The organism is Neobacillus drentensis (assembly GCF_021560175.1).
Lineage (GTDB): Bacteria > Bacillota > Bacilli > Bacillales > Cytobacillaceae > Neobacillus > Neobacillus drentensis_A.
On record NZ_CP091110.1, the window covers coordinates 5,100,499 to 5,116,178 of the forward strand.

General features: G+C 39.1%; 14 protein-coding genes. All 14 read right to left on the reverse strand.

What is annotated here, in order from left to right:
• Window positions 1-2 precede the first annotated feature (2 nt).
• Window positions 3-1,313, reverse strand: a complete 1,311-nt coding sequence (locus tag L1999_RS24315; protein WP_235744451.1) for an extracellular solute-binding protein — start codon at window positions 1,311-1,313, stop codon at window positions 3-5.
• 114 nt (window positions 1,314-1,427) lie between these two features.
• Window positions 1,428-2,216, reverse strand: a complete 789-nt coding sequence (locus L1999_RS24320) for a response regulator transcription factor (RefSeq protein ID WP_235740875.1) — start codon at window positions 2,214-2,216, stop codon at window positions 1,428-1,430.
• Window positions 2,209-3,960 carry a sensor histidine kinase gene (locus L1999_RS24325; protein ID WP_235740876.1) on the reverse strand — a complete coding sequence of 584 codons (1,752 nt, stop codon included), beginning with the start codon at window positions 3,958-3,960 and terminating at the stop codon, window positions 2,209-2,211. Before L1999_RS24325 ends, L1999_RS24320 begins: the two co-directional genes overlap by 8 nt.
• Window positions 3,961-4,092: 132 nt before the next feature.
• Complete coding sequence (locus L1999_RS24330; RefSeq protein WP_235744452.1) at window positions 4,093-4,695, reverse strand: polysaccharide deacetylase family protein; 603 nt, start codon at window positions 4,693-4,695, stop codon at window positions 4,093-4,095.
• 107 nt (window positions 4,696-4,802) lie between these two features.
• Complete coding sequence (locus tag L1999_RS24335; protein ID WP_235740877.1) at window positions 4,803-5,786, reverse strand: aldo/keto reductase; 984 nt, start codon at window positions 5,784-5,786, stop codon at window positions 4,803-4,805.
• A gap of 22 nt (window positions 5,787-5,808) precedes the next feature.
• Window positions 5,809-6,465, reverse strand: coding sequence for an SGNH/GDSL hydrolase family protein (locus tag L1999_RS24340; protein ID WP_235740878.1), 657 nt, complete (start codon window positions 6,463-6,465; stop codon window positions 5,809-5,811).
• 94 nt (window positions 6,466-6,559) lie between these two features.
• Window positions 6,560-7,213: a ThuA domain-containing protein gene (locus L1999_RS24345; RefSeq protein ID WP_235740879.1), complete on the reverse strand. Its 654-nt coding sequence runs from the start codon at window positions 7,211-7,213 to the stop codon at window positions 6,560-6,562.
• A gap of 27 nt (window positions 7,214-7,240) precedes the next feature.
• On the reverse strand, window positions 7,241-7,936 hold the full coding sequence (locus tag L1999_RS24350) for an SDR family NAD(P)-dependent oxidoreductase (RefSeq protein WP_235740880.1): 696 nt from the start codon (window positions 7,934-7,936) through the stop codon (window positions 7,241-7,243).
• A 42-nt stretch (window positions 7,937-7,978) separates the two neighbouring features.
• Window positions 7,979-8,455: a VOC family protein gene (locus L1999_RS24355; RefSeq protein WP_235740881.1), complete on the reverse strand. Its 477-nt coding sequence runs from the start codon at window positions 8,453-8,455 to the stop codon at window positions 7,979-7,981.
• Window positions 8,456-8,970: 515 nt separating this feature from the next.
• Window positions 8,971-9,972 (reverse strand): Gfo/Idh/MocA family protein, encoded by a 1,002-nt coding sequence (locus tag L1999_RS24360; RefSeq protein ID WP_235740882.1) that lies wholly within the window; start codon window positions 9,970-9,972, stop codon window positions 8,971-8,973.
• A 229-nt stretch (window positions 9,973-10,201) separates the two neighbouring features.
• On the reverse strand, window positions 10,202-11,575 hold the full coding sequence (locus tag L1999_RS24365) for an MATE family efflux transporter (RefSeq protein WP_235740883.1): 1,374 nt from the start codon (window positions 11,573-11,575) through the stop codon (window positions 10,202-10,204).
• Between the two features lie 46 nt (window positions 11,576-11,621).
• The gene (locus L1999_RS24370; RefSeq protein ID WP_275677234.1) at window positions 11,622-13,733 is read right to left on the reverse strand and encodes an alpha-glucuronidase family glycosyl hydrolase; all 2,112 of its coding nucleotides are present in this window, start codon (window positions 13,731-13,733) and stop codon (window positions 11,622-11,624) included.
• A gap of 43 nt (window positions 13,734-13,776) precedes the next feature.
• Entirely contained in the window at window positions 13,777-14,571 is a 795-nt protein-coding gene (locus L1999_RS24375) for a Nif3-like dinuclear metal center hexameric protein (RefSeq protein ID WP_235744454.1), read from the reverse strand.
• 104 nt (window positions 14,572-14,675) lie between these two features.
• A complete protein-coding gene (locus L1999_RS24380; protein ID WP_235740884.1) occupies window positions 14,676-15,680 on the reverse strand; it encodes an endo-1,4-beta-xylanase in 1,005 nt (334 codons plus the stop codon).

Consider the following 15,680-nt stretch of genomic DNA (forward strand, 5'->3'; position numbering starts at 1 on the left):
TTTTACTTGTGTTCTTCTGCTAATGCGTCTGCTTGTTGTTTAACGAAATCTTTTGGGGTTACTTGTTTTCCGAATAAAGCCGTAAGTAATTCATGGTGTAATTCGGATACAGCCGGGCTGGATTGAGTATCGAAATAAGTAGTAACATTGGAAGCTTCGTTCAAATCCTTTAATATATCCATATACATTGGTGAAAGTTTCAAATTGGATGTATCCACTTTTGTTGCCGGGATGATACCTGCATCCGTCACTGATTTTTTGCCCCATTCTTTTACTAAAAATCCAACAAAATCTTTTGCTACTTTTTTAACCTTTGAGTCTTTCGCTACAAATAACCCTACACCGGGACCCCCTACATAACTGTTGATATCGGTGCCTTTACCGCCTTCGTAAAGCGGGAATTTGAAGTAGCCAATTTTATCTTTAAACTCATGTGGTACATCAGGGCTTGTTGTGAATGCCGGCAATTGCCAAAGTCCAGTTAGAAACATGGCCGCTTTTTCAAACATAAAATAATCCACGGAATCCTCATATGATAATGTGCTTGCCTCTTTTACAAAACCACCCATATTAACTAAATTTTGAACTTCTTGTGCTGCTTTTAAAAGTGCAGGGTCATCCATTTTTGCTTTTCCATGAATAACATCGGTTAAAATAGTCGGTCCGCCAATACGGTCAGCTAGATACATAAACCAGAAGGATGCTGGCCAACCATCCTTTGCACCTACAGTAGCAGGGATCACTCCATTTTCCGCTAGTGTTTTCACGACGTTTTTATACTCTTCGAAAGTTTTAGGAACTTCAAGGTTATATTTCTTGAAAATTTCCTTATTGTAAAAAACATATGAAGTGTTCAATTCTAAGGGCAAACCATACGTTTTTCCATTAACTGCATAGGACTCCTTTACGCCTGGGATGAATGCATCTCTAAGTGCTGGATCGTTATTAACGATATCGTCTAACGGCTCTAACATGTCACCATTTACGTACGGCCTAATAAATCCATCTGACCAAGTCATCCCAATGTCTGGTAACTCATTTGCTGTAGCTAAAACTTTAAGCTTGTCCTTATATTGATCAGAGTTAACAATTTCTGTTTCAATTTTTACATCTGGATGTTGTCTTTCGTAATCCGAAATGATACTTTTCATGATTAAATACTGAGAATTCGAACTGCTTTCCGGCCATATATGCATGAAATGAATCACTTTCTTGCTGTCGTTTAGAGCTACTACATCACCAGACGAACTTGATGAAGAACAGCCAGCAGCTATTGCAGCAAAAAGGACCATGAATACCAATACTGAAATCATTTTCTTTTTAGACAAGGGATATTCCTCCGATGACCTATTATTATCTTAGTTGTTTAGATTGATAGGTTAGTATTCAGATCGTTGTAAAATAGGTCTTAGGAAAGAGAACCCCAATTATTGGACAGCCTTTTCATTATTATTTTTACGATAGGCGCTAGGTGTTTCTCCTTCCATTTCCTTAAAAATCTTAATAAAATATTTTGCCGTTTTGTAACCAGATTCCTCTGCAATATCAGCAATCGGAAGATTAGTCGACATTAATAATTCCTTGGCGCGCTGGATCCTCCTTCTTGTTACATATTCACTGAAAGTCAGTTTAACATGGTCCTTAAATAAAACACTTAAATAACTTGGATTTAAATGAACATGGTCTGCAACTTCCTTTTGGGAAAGTTCATTTTTCAGATGTTGATTAATATAATCGAGCGCTTCACGGATTGGCAGCCGATTGGAAGGATTTTGGGTGTTTACATCAACAAGTTTAATATCCACCACTTTTTCAATCATTCCTGCCCGTTCTTTTTTCTCCACAGCCTTCGCGGCATCCTCCACTGCTTCAATTAGATTTTTTTTACTAATTGGTTTTAATAAATAGTTAATAACCCCGAGCCGAAGAGCCTCATGGGCATATTCGAATTCTGAATACGCAGAAATAACAATAATGACAGGTGACATGTTTTGCTCTTTGATTACTTTTAACAGCTCTAAACCAGTCATTTCCGGCATACGAATGTCTGTTAAGAGGATATCAATCTTATGCTGACGCATGATTTCGATTGTTTCTTCCGCATTAGCAGCAGTAATTATTTGGTATTCCCCATTTGCCCATGTATCCAATGTCTTCTTAAGTCCTTGCCGGGTTCTTGGTTCATCATCAACTATTAAAATGGTTCGTCTATACAACTTGGGTCTCCTCCATATTTACGGGAATTTCAAAAGAAATCGTTGTACCATTATTTAACTCACTTGAGATCGTCAAGCCCCTTTTTAAATGAGCATGATAGTATAATAGAAGACGTTTAAAAACATTGGAGATTGCCATCCCATTTCCTTTTAAGGAAGGGCCTCCTCCTTCCGTCATGGACTGTCTTACAACATCTAACTTTTCCTGATTCATTCCAGGGCCATCATCATGTACAAGTATTTCGAGGTACCGAGTATCGGCTGAAGGCTGAATCGATACAGTAACCGTACATGGCTTGACCGTATTCCCAGCCCCATGAAGGACAGCATTCTCCACCAAAGGCTGTATTAATAATTTTGGTATCTTTACCTTATCCCACTCTGAAGCAACATCCAATTTCCAATTTAACTGGTCTCCAAAACGCATTTTCATAATATCCAAATAATCTTCAATATGTTTGATTTCTTCTTTGATGGATACCCAATCACTATCGGATTGTTTAGTAATGGTATAACGAAATAAGTTGGACATCGCAATGACAAGATCGGCAAGTTCCTCTTCTTCTTTATCATCAAGTGACCATCTGAGGGCGTCTAATGTATTAAAAAGAAAATGGGGATTGATCTGTGCCTGCAGTGCCTTTAGTTCACTTTGACTGCGAATAATTTCTTTTTGATAAACCATTTTTATGAGATGATTGGTTTCCTTAACAAGCTGATTATAGGTACTGTTCAATTCGTTGATTTCATTAACAGATGGAACATAAGGATTCAAAGATAAAGAACCTTCGCTTGCTTTTTGCATTGTTTTTGTCAGTTTAATAATAGGTCTTGTAATGATGGTTGATAGAAATAATGAACTGATAAAAAAGATAAAAAGCCCTATAATTCCGGAAAGCATAATCCCCATTCTCAAAACATTAATCCCTTTAGTAAGCGCTTTAACAGGAGTTAAGATAATAAGCGTCCATCCGGTATTTTTCGAAGCTTGTTTTGTAACCATATAATCCTTATGGTCTATGGAAATAATTGATTTATCATTGTTTATAATCGGGGCAGGCGAACCAGAATAGTTTGACAAAATGGGCTTTAAATCCTTGTCTAGTAAAATAGAATATTGATTGATACCATTATTGTCTTGGTTTGCAAATTGAAAATAGTTTTGATAAACCCTAATAAGGAGATAACCACCCTTCCCATAGTCATTCCCCATGAGATTCACTTGTCTAAGTGCTAAAATATAATCAGAATTATGAGGATCTTCCCCTATCCAAACCAAACGGCCCTTTGCTTCATCGGCCTGCGTGATCCACCGCTTGCCAATGCGAGAAGTTAACTTGGAGTCGTCGTTTGGTAACAAGCGATTCTGATTTTTCGTAAAAATCTCGAATGAGAAGATTCCTTCCGTATTAGCTTGAATGGTATTAACCGTTCCTTTTGCTTCTTGAAGATCAGAAAAACTTACTTTTCTGTCTAAATAGGCTTTTGATAAAATCCCCTGAATTTTATCATTTGTCATAACAAGCTTTGAGGCCGTATTGACTTGTTCATATAGTGATTCCAATCTTCCATTTGCCTCAATGGCTGTTTGCTGGATTTGCTTTTCTCCATTATTGTTCAGCATATTGGAAACTTGATTAAAAGTTAAACTGCCAACGATTAATAAAACAATAGCCATGACTATTAAAAAGACGACTAAAATTTGATTTCTCATTGTATTCCATCTCTGCAACTTTGAAAGCATTTGGCCACCTTCTACCAATATTCATTTATACTATAATCATAACTTATTTTAGTATAAAAATAAGTGAAAACAGCAAAAAAAAGGACCAGCAAAATTTAGTAATTTTCCGACCCCTTTTTACTATAAATTTACCTAGTCTAAGTTTAATAATTCACTTACGGTTAGAAGCTGATAACCTTCAGATTTAAGCTCGAAGACAAGCTTCTTAACCGCTTGTATCGTTTGAGAACGATCTCCAAAGCCGTCATGGAAAATTAAAATACTACCATTCCTCACACATTTTTTTGAGGCTGATAGAATATGTTCCACTCCAGGCTGTTCCCAGTCCTGAGCCTCCATATTTAATGCTCCAATCATTGGATATCCCTTATCCTTTAGGATTGAGATCGTATCATTATTATAGTCTAGATATGGAGGCCGGAAGACAACGGGGAGTTGTCCAGTCAATTCTTGGATAATTTCCTCATTTCGTTCAATTTCCGATAAGCAGTCAGCAGGACTTAACTCCGATAATTTAGGATGTGAAAACGTATGATTGCCGATTTCATGCCCTTGTTCCGCCACTTCTTTTACTATTTCGGGATATCTCTCCATTTGTTCACCAATCATAAAAAACGTTGCTTTTCCTTCTGCCTTTGCAAAAATATCCAACACTTCCGGTGTATAAATCGGATTCGGACCATCATCGAACGTAATAGCAACTGCCTTTTGCGATGTAGAAACTTCGTTAATCATAGTAACCTCTGCCAATGGGACTCACTCCTAGTTTAAGTTTTGTCAATCACAATTACACACTAAGGAAGCCCCTAGTGGAGGTCAGAACACTTGGGGCTAATAGGTTTTTAATAAGGTCCTCTAATATAACTCTGTACTTTTTCCTGATAAAAGTTTTGGAGATTATGTTTTTCCTCTTCAGAAAATGACTTTGTTTCCAGTGCTAATAGATTATCCTCGACTTGTTTTACATTTTTAAAGCCCGGAATAATGCAAGTAATCTCCTTATGGTCCAAAATCCAGCGAAGGGCCGCACTTGCCATAGAATTCCGTCCCTCTGAAATCCATTTAAGCTGATCAGCTAATTCCACACCCTTTTGAAAGCCAAGCCCTGCAAAAGTTTCTCCTACATTGAAGGCCTCTCCATTTTCATTAAAACAGCGATGGTCATCCGCTTCAAATTGATGATTATTTGCGAATTTCCCCGTAAGCAGTCCGCTTGCCAGTGGTAATCTAACGAGAAGCCCTACGCCTTTTTGATAGGCCTCAGGGATTAAATTCTCTAATGGCTTCTGCCTAAAGATATTAAAAATAATCTGAAGGCTTTTTACATTTGGGTTTTCCAAACAAATTAAGCCTTCTTCGACGGTTTCCACACTAACCCCGTATTGCTTGATTTTCCCTTCTTGCTTCAATCGGTCAAGTACTTCAAATACACTGCCATCCCGCAATATTTCAGTTGCCGGGCAATGAATTTGATACAAATCGATTGCTTCCCGCTTCAAGCGGCGGAGACTGTCCTCGCAATAAGCACTTACCTTTTCATAGCTGTAGTTTTTTGGATCAAAGATATCTCCCTGCCGGCAAAACTTAGTTGCGATATGGATTTGATCCTCACGACCCTTTGTAGCTTTGGCCAATAGCTCTTCACTATGGCCGTCCCCATAAACATCGGCTGTATCAAAGAAGTTTACACCTTGCCCAATTGCATAATTCAATGATTTCAAGGCCTCTTCGTCGCTTGTCTTGCCCCATGACCCGCCGATCGCCCATGTTCCAAAGCTTACTTCACTGATTTTGATTCCTGTATTTCCTAATTCCCGATAATTCATGTCATCATCTCCAATAAATAAATTAAATACGGTCCCACTGAAAACCGATTTCCTGCAAGAATGCCCTGGCCAATACCATGTGCCCAGCAGCGGAAGGATGAACCCGGTCCCAGGCAATGGTCGCCGGATAGAGCTCCTCTAATAGTTCATTAAAAGCAGCTTGTGTATCTACAAATAAACAGCCAGTCTCTTCGGCAATTTTTTGAACGATTTGTCCATATTGGTCCATCGTTTTGCGCATCTTGTCCTGTTCATTGGTTTCCAAGTAAAATGGAGTCATAAGGACAAGTCCCTTTGTGAGTGGCTTCATTTCTGTCACAAGCTTACGAAGTGTTTCCTCGTATTCGTCAGCATAGACATGCCATTCTTTAATAAATGGGGTATCATACTGCCGCCAAACATCGTTGATACCGATCATAATCGATAACCAGTCGGGTTTTTGATCAAGGACATCCTCCTGCCATCTGTGCTTTAAATCACGAACGGTATTCCCGCTGATTCCTTTGTTCACCACCCGGATGCCCAATTCTGGATATACGGCCTGCAGAAGTGCATCCACATTTGCCACATAACCTTTCCCTAAGGCACCAAATAACCCTTCTCCTTCAGGGTTCGCTCTCTCACAATCCGTTACGGAATCACCAATAAATAATAGTTTCTGAGCTGCTTCAAGCCTCATTCATTTTTCCTCCATATCAATTAACTTGACATACCAAAAAATTCAAGCGAATACTACTTGCCCTAAGTCACTTTTCAACTAATTTTTAGCAAACTTACTTAGAAGTAATCCAATTGATGCAGCTTCCCAAAACGTTCAAAAATTCTTGATTCAACAGACCTTGTTTGGTATGAGCGGGTGTTAAACAACATACCCTTCCCATTCCAAAAGAATGTGACCACCCCGCCACAGCTTGACCATCAATGGATTCCGCTTGTAAAAAGACATTGGTATTAGCCTCATCACACTGGACGAAATAATGTTCATCCGAAAATTCAAAGTAAGATGGACCAGGAAGGAATGAATCTTTTTCTACAGTAGAATACTTTACGATCTGATGCTTTTCTGGATGATAAAGAAATAAGCCTCTTAACATCTTGGTGTAGCCGCTTTCAGAAGAATAGGATGCTAAACCAGAGTGCCAAGCCAACCAGCCTCCGCCATTCTCTACATATCTAGTAATCTCTGAAGCAAGCTCCTCTGTCATCCAATCCTTTACGATTTCATCCGTCGGGTTTAAGCGATTCTCTTTAAAAAGAATGACCCCATCTGGCTGATCTAAAAGCTCTTCTTTTAATGTTTCATAGGAACCAAAAATGAGTTGAACATCTTTACGTCCCAAAGTGGTACGAACCGCCTCCTCAAGCGACACTTTAGCCCACTCTGCCCGGTGATAATAATCTCCTAAAATTGCCAGCAATTTTACCATTCGCTATCCCTCACAAATTTTGTTTAATTAAATTGGCATAGGGTTTCCTTTATAATCAATGAACACATATTTACTTTCTATTGACGGTCTTTGTTCAATAAGATTAAAAATTCCCTTTGCTGTATCTTCAGGATTTCCAGGGGCATTTATACCACCCATATCTGTCTGGATCCATCCAGGATGAACAGCGTAAACCTGAATGTTATTCCCATTCACATATTTACTCAATTGTTGAGAAAACATATTTAGGGCTGTTTTAGATGCAGCATAAGCATAATCTCCACCATAAGCGGTTTCCATACTTCCCGCTTCAGAAGAAATATTGATGATCGATGAACTGTCGCCCAATAACAGTAAAGGCAGGAAATGTTTGACGACTCTCATTGGCCCAAATAGATTGATATCAAAGGACTCTTGAACTTGATCCAGATCCAAATCTTCTATTTGTTGCTCCCGTCCCAGCAGGATTCCAGCATTATTAATAATAGCGTCAATTGTACCAAACTGCTCTTTTACAAAATTGGCAGCTTGTCTAACAGAATCTTCTTTTGTCACATCTAATGGAACAATGCTAATGGACTTTGGGAATTCAAGATCAGATAATTTTTCTCTTCCTTGTTCTGGATCTCTAACTCCTGCAATAATATGATGGCCTTTTTCTGCCCCTAATTTAGCTAGCGCTAATCCTAAGCCTCGGTTGGCGCCTGTAACCAAAATCCTCATCTTATAAACACCTGCCCTGTAAATTTTAATAAGGAATCTCTTTTAATTATCATTTTCTAATAGCTCTAAAATAATTTTTAAATCCTTAAAGGTATCCATGTATGCATACCTTCCTCCGGTGTACTCGCCTTTTTGCATCAACGGCATTTGGCTTCTTTCCATTAAAGTAATTTTTTCTTTCATTCCTTTTATAATGAACGCAATATGATGCGGACCTTCACCATGCTCGTCGAGATATTCTCTCCATGTACTTGGATGCTGGTCTGGTTCAATTAATTCTAATTGAAGAGAACCCATATCAAAGAAAGCGAGCTTGGCACGTGCTTCGGTTGAGTTCCCTTTATATTCAGTCTCGGCTTTATCCACCGTATCGGTAAGACTCCAGCCAGGATTTTCCACTCCAAAAAAATCAGCATAAGCTTGACTGGTTTTTTCAATATCATGAACAAGGATTCCAATTTGAGCAATGACATTTGTACCGAGTATATTTTTCTCTGCAACTTGATCTTTATTAGCCATAAAATTCCCTCTTTTCGAAAATTTAAATTGATTTAGCCGGCTGGTTTCTGGTTCAAATTCCACAACTGCCACAACTGTTAATGAAAAGGCCTACTGCCTGCGAGCGATCAAACTTTGTCTATTCTCTTCCTTAGTTGATAGATTACTGGTCAATTAAGATTTCTAATTTTATTATAGCACCAGTAACTTAGTTTGCGTAATCAACAAACTAAGATTTTTAAAAACCTGTAATGGACCGTATCCAAAAGCTAAATAGACGGAATATTCCCTGGCCCAGGAGGACGGGCGCAAGAGGCATATTCCTGGTAATTCTTGACAAGTTTAAGTGATGCAAGGAATCTTTTAATGGGCCATTTTAAAAGCTAAGGTTATCTTCTCTTACTCTCAATTCCCTGCAAAGACCAGAAAATTGTTCTAATTGTACTCTGTGCTTTTCGATTTTAGCAGCGTCTCCTTATATAAAAGCTTAATGGTTTACTATTTTAGTTATCTCCCGTAGGAATGAAATTCTGGTTTTAAGTAAGTGCCACACGTTGTTTATTTTTTGCGGATAATAAACACGCATCGATGACTTTCATATTACTGATAGCATCTTCTGATGGAAAACGGAGCGATGTGCCGTCCATAATACTTTGGGCAAATTCATCCACCTGGATGGTATACTGATTTAGTTCCTTACATGGTTCGGTTCGTGTTTCCCCATCAACGGTAACGTTAAAATCTCCCCCTAAATCGGAATTCACGATAAAGGCGTTTAGAATATCTATTTTTCCTTTAGTCCCTACAATTTGAAGGGTGTTTTGAAAATGGGCCCACATACCGCACAAAAAGGTTACTCCAATATTTTCAGGAAATTCTATTAAGCCGGATACCATCATGTCAACATCGTCATGTTCTGGTGAGTAAAAAGCTTGTACCGTAACCGCTTCCGGTTCCCGATCCAACAAATATCGTGCGGCACTTATCGGATAACAGCCGACATCGTAAATGGATCCCCCGCCCCATTCAGCACGATAGCGGACATTGTTTTTGTCTGCGGCATTATTAAAGGTAAAGCTCCCATGCAGTCCGCGAATGGTTCCTATTTCTCCGGAATTTAAAATTTCCTTAATACGTTCATATCGAGGGTGATAACGGTACATAAATGCTTCGCCCAATTTGACCCCCGCCTCTTTGCATGCCTTAACCATTTCCCTTGCTTCTTCCTGGTTTAGCGCAAGCGGCTTTTCACATAAAACATGCTTACCCGCTTTTGCGGCTTTTATGGTCCATTCTTTATGCAAATGATTTGGCAATGGAATGTAAACCGCATCGATATCAGGATCTTGCAAAAGTGCATCATAACTATCGTATGCTCGCTCGATGCCTAACTCAGCAGCAGTCGACCTTGCCTTCTCTAATCCCCGGCTGGCAATCGCAAGCACCACACTAGTTTCAGAGTTTTTAATAGCTGGAATAACAGAATGGATGGCAATATTGGCACATCCTAAGACTCCCCAGCGCAGCTTCTCTTTCATTTCAATTTCCTCCTATTCACCAACCAGCATGTTTGTTGGATGACTGAATTAAGTGTATAAAAAAAGATATTTTTGACTTGTCTCTTCCAAGCAAAACAAGGAGACTAAGCTTATATATTCTTCATGTCCTAACATGTTCCTTCTAATCTCTCTCTTTTTCATTAATTTTTCACCGATTACCATAATCCCTGCCTTTTTAAGAAGATGAAAATTTTTCGATCATTCTTTGTTAGGCAGTTGGTGAAACTTGATTTTGAACCAAGACTTTTTTTTCCCATGCCCTGCTTTTCCATCTAAAGAACATGGTAATCCCTCTAACCCACTCATCTACAATAAAAGCGATCCAAAAACCCGGCAGTCCAAATCCGAGATGAATTCCTAAGAAGTAAGCCAGCGGCACGCAAATCCCCCACATCGAGATAACGGCCATTTTAACAGAGATGGTAGTATCACCAGCTGCCCTTAGTGAACTAATGACGACTAGGTTAAACGTTCGGCCCGGCTCCAAAATGAAGCAAAACAATAATAACTTGCTTCCCATAGAAATAATCTCTTTATTATCCGTAAAAATTGATAGGAGAGATTCCCGGAAGAAACAAATAAAGACAGCAACCGTAAAGGTGAGAATAAAGCTGTATTTTAAACTATTTAATAATTGGCGATAGGCACCATCGAAATCACGGGCACCTACCTTATAACCTATTAAAATCTGTGTTCCCTGCCCCATGGCCAAGCCAAATAAAACAATATAAGAATTAACACTTTGTGTATAAACACGGGTGGTTAAGGCGGCAGCACCAAGAATCGCGATCATCGACGTGATTACTAACTGACTGGCGTTATAACAGAGTTGCTCACTAGCAGCTGGAATACCAATGTTTAAGATTTTTTTTACTTGTGTACGATCATTTGTTAGGTAATCTTTTAACTTAATATTCATTGGAATCCTTTTATACATAATTGTGAGAATCACCAATAGCGCTGCTGTTCTGCTTATTCCTGTTGAGATAGCCGTCCCTTTCACACCCAATTGGGGGAATCCCAATAAACCAAAAATCAAAATACTATTGATCGCTAAATGAACCACGTTCATGAACATAGACACAAACATCGCATCCCGCGTGTAGCCATTTGCCCTTAAAATAGAAGATACAGTTTGCAATAATGCCTGAATAAAAAGAGTTCCGCCAACAATGGAAAGATACTGCTTTCCTAAACCAGCAAGATGTTCTGGGAGATGAAAAAATGCCAGAAATTCGCCTTTGAAAATGACCATGATGATACTAATAAGGAACCCCATGATGAAATTTAGCTTGATTGACATGGTCGTTACGATCTTAGCTTGTTCACGTAAGCCCGCTCCTAAATACTGGGAGAGGACTACAGCGGTCCCCATTGAAACAAAATTAAAGATAAGAATGGTAAAGAAAATAAGTTGATTCGATACCCCAACTGCGGCAACTGCATCATCGGAGATATGGGACAGCATGATCGTGTCCGTGCTGCCCATAATCACTTGAAGAAAAAGTTCGATAAAAATTGGCCATGTTAACCTAAGCAAACTGATTTGTGGCGCCGCTCCCTGACTATTCGCAATTTCCATTACAGATCCACCTTTGACGTGAGGGTAGCACCATTAACACATCATCTTAATAGATTTTTCTATTTTGTTCATCGGCAATGCCTGATTTTCTGTAAAAATAAGTGTTAATGATATCCCGCCACTCTTTAGAATGTGATACTTGTTCTTCCAATTTATTTAAAATGTCTTCATAACGCTCGGAATCTATTTTGCCCTCTAATTTTGTCCATCGTCCTTTTAATTCCTCTGCTTCTTGAACGCCCTCAAAGTGGGTATTGTAAATATGTTGAATCACTGTATCGCCCGATTTTAACCTATGGGTATATGGAACATGATGGAAGAACAATAACAATTCATCCGGGCAGGTTTCTAATGATTCATACATGTCTGCATTCTCTTTAAAATACTGTGCTGAATAACCAGTACCTGTTTTTACGGTACGGTCAACGCCAATACCACGGCAGTCAGCAAAATGATAGGTACCCCAAACTGAATATTCATAACCATCAACATTGGGTCCATAGTGATGATGCGGATTCACCATCCAGCCAACTCCAAGTGGTGAGGTATAATGTTCATAGATTTCCCACGCTTTAAGAAGCATCTGACTGATTTGATCGTTAACCAAACCATCTTGGCCAAAGGTTTGCCCAATCCATTCATTTGTAATGGTTTCTGCTTCAAGGTCAGGATTCCATGTTAAACGGCCAAAACCATATAGGTTCGCTTGTGCCAATGTATGTCCAGTCCAGTTGTAGTCATTCCCAATATTCGAAACGGCTGAGATACCTGAATAACGGTACGGGAACATAGAACCATCGACGACCTGTTTTACGGGTGAGCCTTCTCCGTTTGCATAGGTGTCAAAATCAAGGATTCCCTTCCACTGAGGAACCAAGTAACATAGATGTTTTTGCTGTCCTGTGTATTCTTGGGTGATTTGGAACTCCAACATTTGATTGGTTTGCGGCATAGCACCAAATAATGGGGAAACCGCCTCCCGTACTTGGAAATCCATCGGTCCATTTTTAATCTGCAAGATCACATTCTCATGGAACTTTCCATCTAAGGGTTTAAAGTGGTCATAGGCCGCCCTCGCACGGTCGGTTGAGCGATCACGCCAGTCCTGCATGCAGTTATAGACGAAACATCTCCAAATAACCAAACCGCCGAATGGCTCTAATGCTTCAGCTAACATATTTGCACCATCTGCATGATTTCGGTTATAAGTAAATGGACCAGGCCTATGTTCGGAGTCTGCTTTAACCAGGAAACCTCCAAAATCGGGAATATACTGGTAGATTTCTTTCGCTTTATTTTTCCACCATTCTTTCACTTCAGGATCAAGCGGATCTGCCGTTTCCAAATCGCCCAGTTGAATCGTACTTGCATAATTAATACTAAGAAACGTTTTAATTCCATAAGCTCTAAAAATGCTGGCAACCTCCACTACACGAGGAAGTAAGCTAGCAGTGATTAGATTAGTTTCTACTTGGTGGACATTTACATTATTAATAGCGATGGCATTGATCCCTACAGAAGATAGCAATCTTGCATAATCTTGAATACGATCTAGTTCATCGGAAAAAGCATTTTCTTTGTAAAAAATAGACTTTCCAGCATAACCACGTTCAATGCTGCCATCCATGTTATCCCACTGATTAATCATTCTTAATTGATTTTTAGGAGATTCCACAATGTTTAAATTTTTTATGCTTTCCCGATTCTGCATCAATCTTAACAGATGAAAAGCGGCATAAAGAACACCTATATCTCTTTTGCCCACTAGATAAATGGTAGTATTTTCATTAGTCGTAACCATCTTGATAAAATAACCAGCATCATTGATTTGATTAAAATCTACTTCAATCTTATTTTCCAACAAATTTAATTCCGTCTTGGTAACTAATACAATCCTATTTTTAGGTTTAGTCCCCGATGATGTTTCTGGATGTATATCAAGCATGGAAGAAAGGGCCGAGCGAAGCTCATTTCGTGCAGATTCTATGACGACGGAATCTGCAAAACTTTCTATATGGGCAGTGAGTTGTTGGTACTCCATTACCAATGTAGGATCATCTACTTTTTTATACTGAAGCCACGCGGAATAACTCTCTTTATGCTTTACCTTGTATTGTTGGGTTAGATTGTTCCAAGTATGATCGATTGTACTTTCCATTACAGAGCATCCTCCATTGAAATAATGTTTTATGGGAAGTTGATTATACAACTTTGAAAAGTGGTTTTTCAGGAATAAAATGGACAGGAATGCCAGGGAATTCAGATTGGATCCATTTTGCTAAATATTTCATACCAGGTGCCTCGCTTTCAGCATGTCCTAACACGATTAATGCTTTTCGTTTCCCCTGATAGACTGCATCCCTGACAAACTCTGGAGTTTCCCACTCTGGACCTTCACCTGAAATAATTAAATCTACATGCTCCTTCTCAAAGAGCGGGATCGACAAAGTTCCACCCCCTCTATACCCTGCCAACAAACCAATACGTGAACAAGTATCAGATAGCTCTCCAACTGTACGTACAAATTGAATTCCCAGCTTATCTTTTACGTACTCAGCAATTTCCCTAACAGACATCGGAGGAATTTTTACTACCGTTGATGTTGGGGTGTCCTTTTCTATAAATGTTTTCCATTCCAAGGCTTCTATCAAGCCAGTCATAATCCCATCTGGCTGGCAGCGATGTAGATAATCATGAAACCGATAGATCGATAGCCCAGACTCTGTAATGATCCTATTTTTTTCAGAATAGACAGTGTTTTCTTCCCATAACTCTGGATTGTCGATATGGCTATAAAAAAGGCCCTCATGGGTAATCAAAAGATTGACCCCTAGATGAATCGCCCGCTTTATGACTTGCTGTGTGGCCATAAACGTGGTGGCAATTCCTTTTACTTCCATGTTTGGATGGCCGAATTTAAGCATGTCTACAGTATTTTGAATGTGGTCCACTGGCTCCATTAATCGATCTAAAACATGTTGAACGGTTAATGTCATATTTTTACCTTCTCTCAAAAGAATCTTCCTTAAAAGAAAGAGTTGCCAGATCATCTGAGGCAACTCTTTGGCATAAGTTCTATCTCCTGCTTGTTGGTCTATTCTTAAAAGTTAATAACCTTCCAAAAAGCCTCTTTTGGCTGATGATTTTCATCAAATAAAAATGGCCAGTTTTTACGACCTCTTACTGGAAAATCATTTAACCATGTATAATCATCGGCAGCACCCCAGAACGTTACGGCCGTAAATACCTCTCGATATTCCCTAAGTAATTCGAATACCTGTTGATACCTTTGGGTCTGCAGTTCAATCATTTCGGTTGTTGGGTTGGTAAGGTCTGTGCGCTTGTCTTCATGTTTAAACACAGATATATCTAATTCTGTCAGTTGCAGTTTCAACCCAAGGGATGCATAACGTTCAATAGCCGCACGAATGTCCTCGAGACTTGGGTTTGTTAAATTCCAGTGTGCCTGAAGACCGACTCCATGAATCGGGACCCCTTTGTCAACCAATGATTTCACAAGCTGATAAATCTTTTCCCGCTTCCCTGGATTGGATTCATTATAATCATTGTAAAAAAGCAATGCATCTGGGTCAGCAGCATGCGCAAATTCAAAAGCTTTTTCGATGTAATCTTCGCCGATGATGTCTAGCCAATTGGTTTTTCTATACAACTCTGGACCTTCATCTGTTACTGCTTCATTGACTACATCCCAGCAGTAAATTTGCCCTTTATATCTCTGCATGACAGTGTTCATATGGTCTTTCATTCGTTGTAACAATTGATCCCTAGTAACCTGTTCTCCATTAGAATTCACAAAAACCCAGTCAGGAGTTTGATTGTGCCATACCAAAGTATGCCCACGCATCTTCATCCCGTGCGTTTGTGCAAACGCTGCCAATTTATCGGCTCGTTCAAATGTAAATTTGCCCTCTTCCGGTTGTAGTAACTCAAATTTCATATCATTTTCTGCAGTAATACTATTAAAATGTTTTGCTAATAAATTCTGCTGTGTTTCAATTGTACGAAGATTTACCGCTGCACCAATGTTAAAATAGTTTTCATATACTTTCTGCAATGAAGAAACCTCAACACTAGTCTTTGCCAT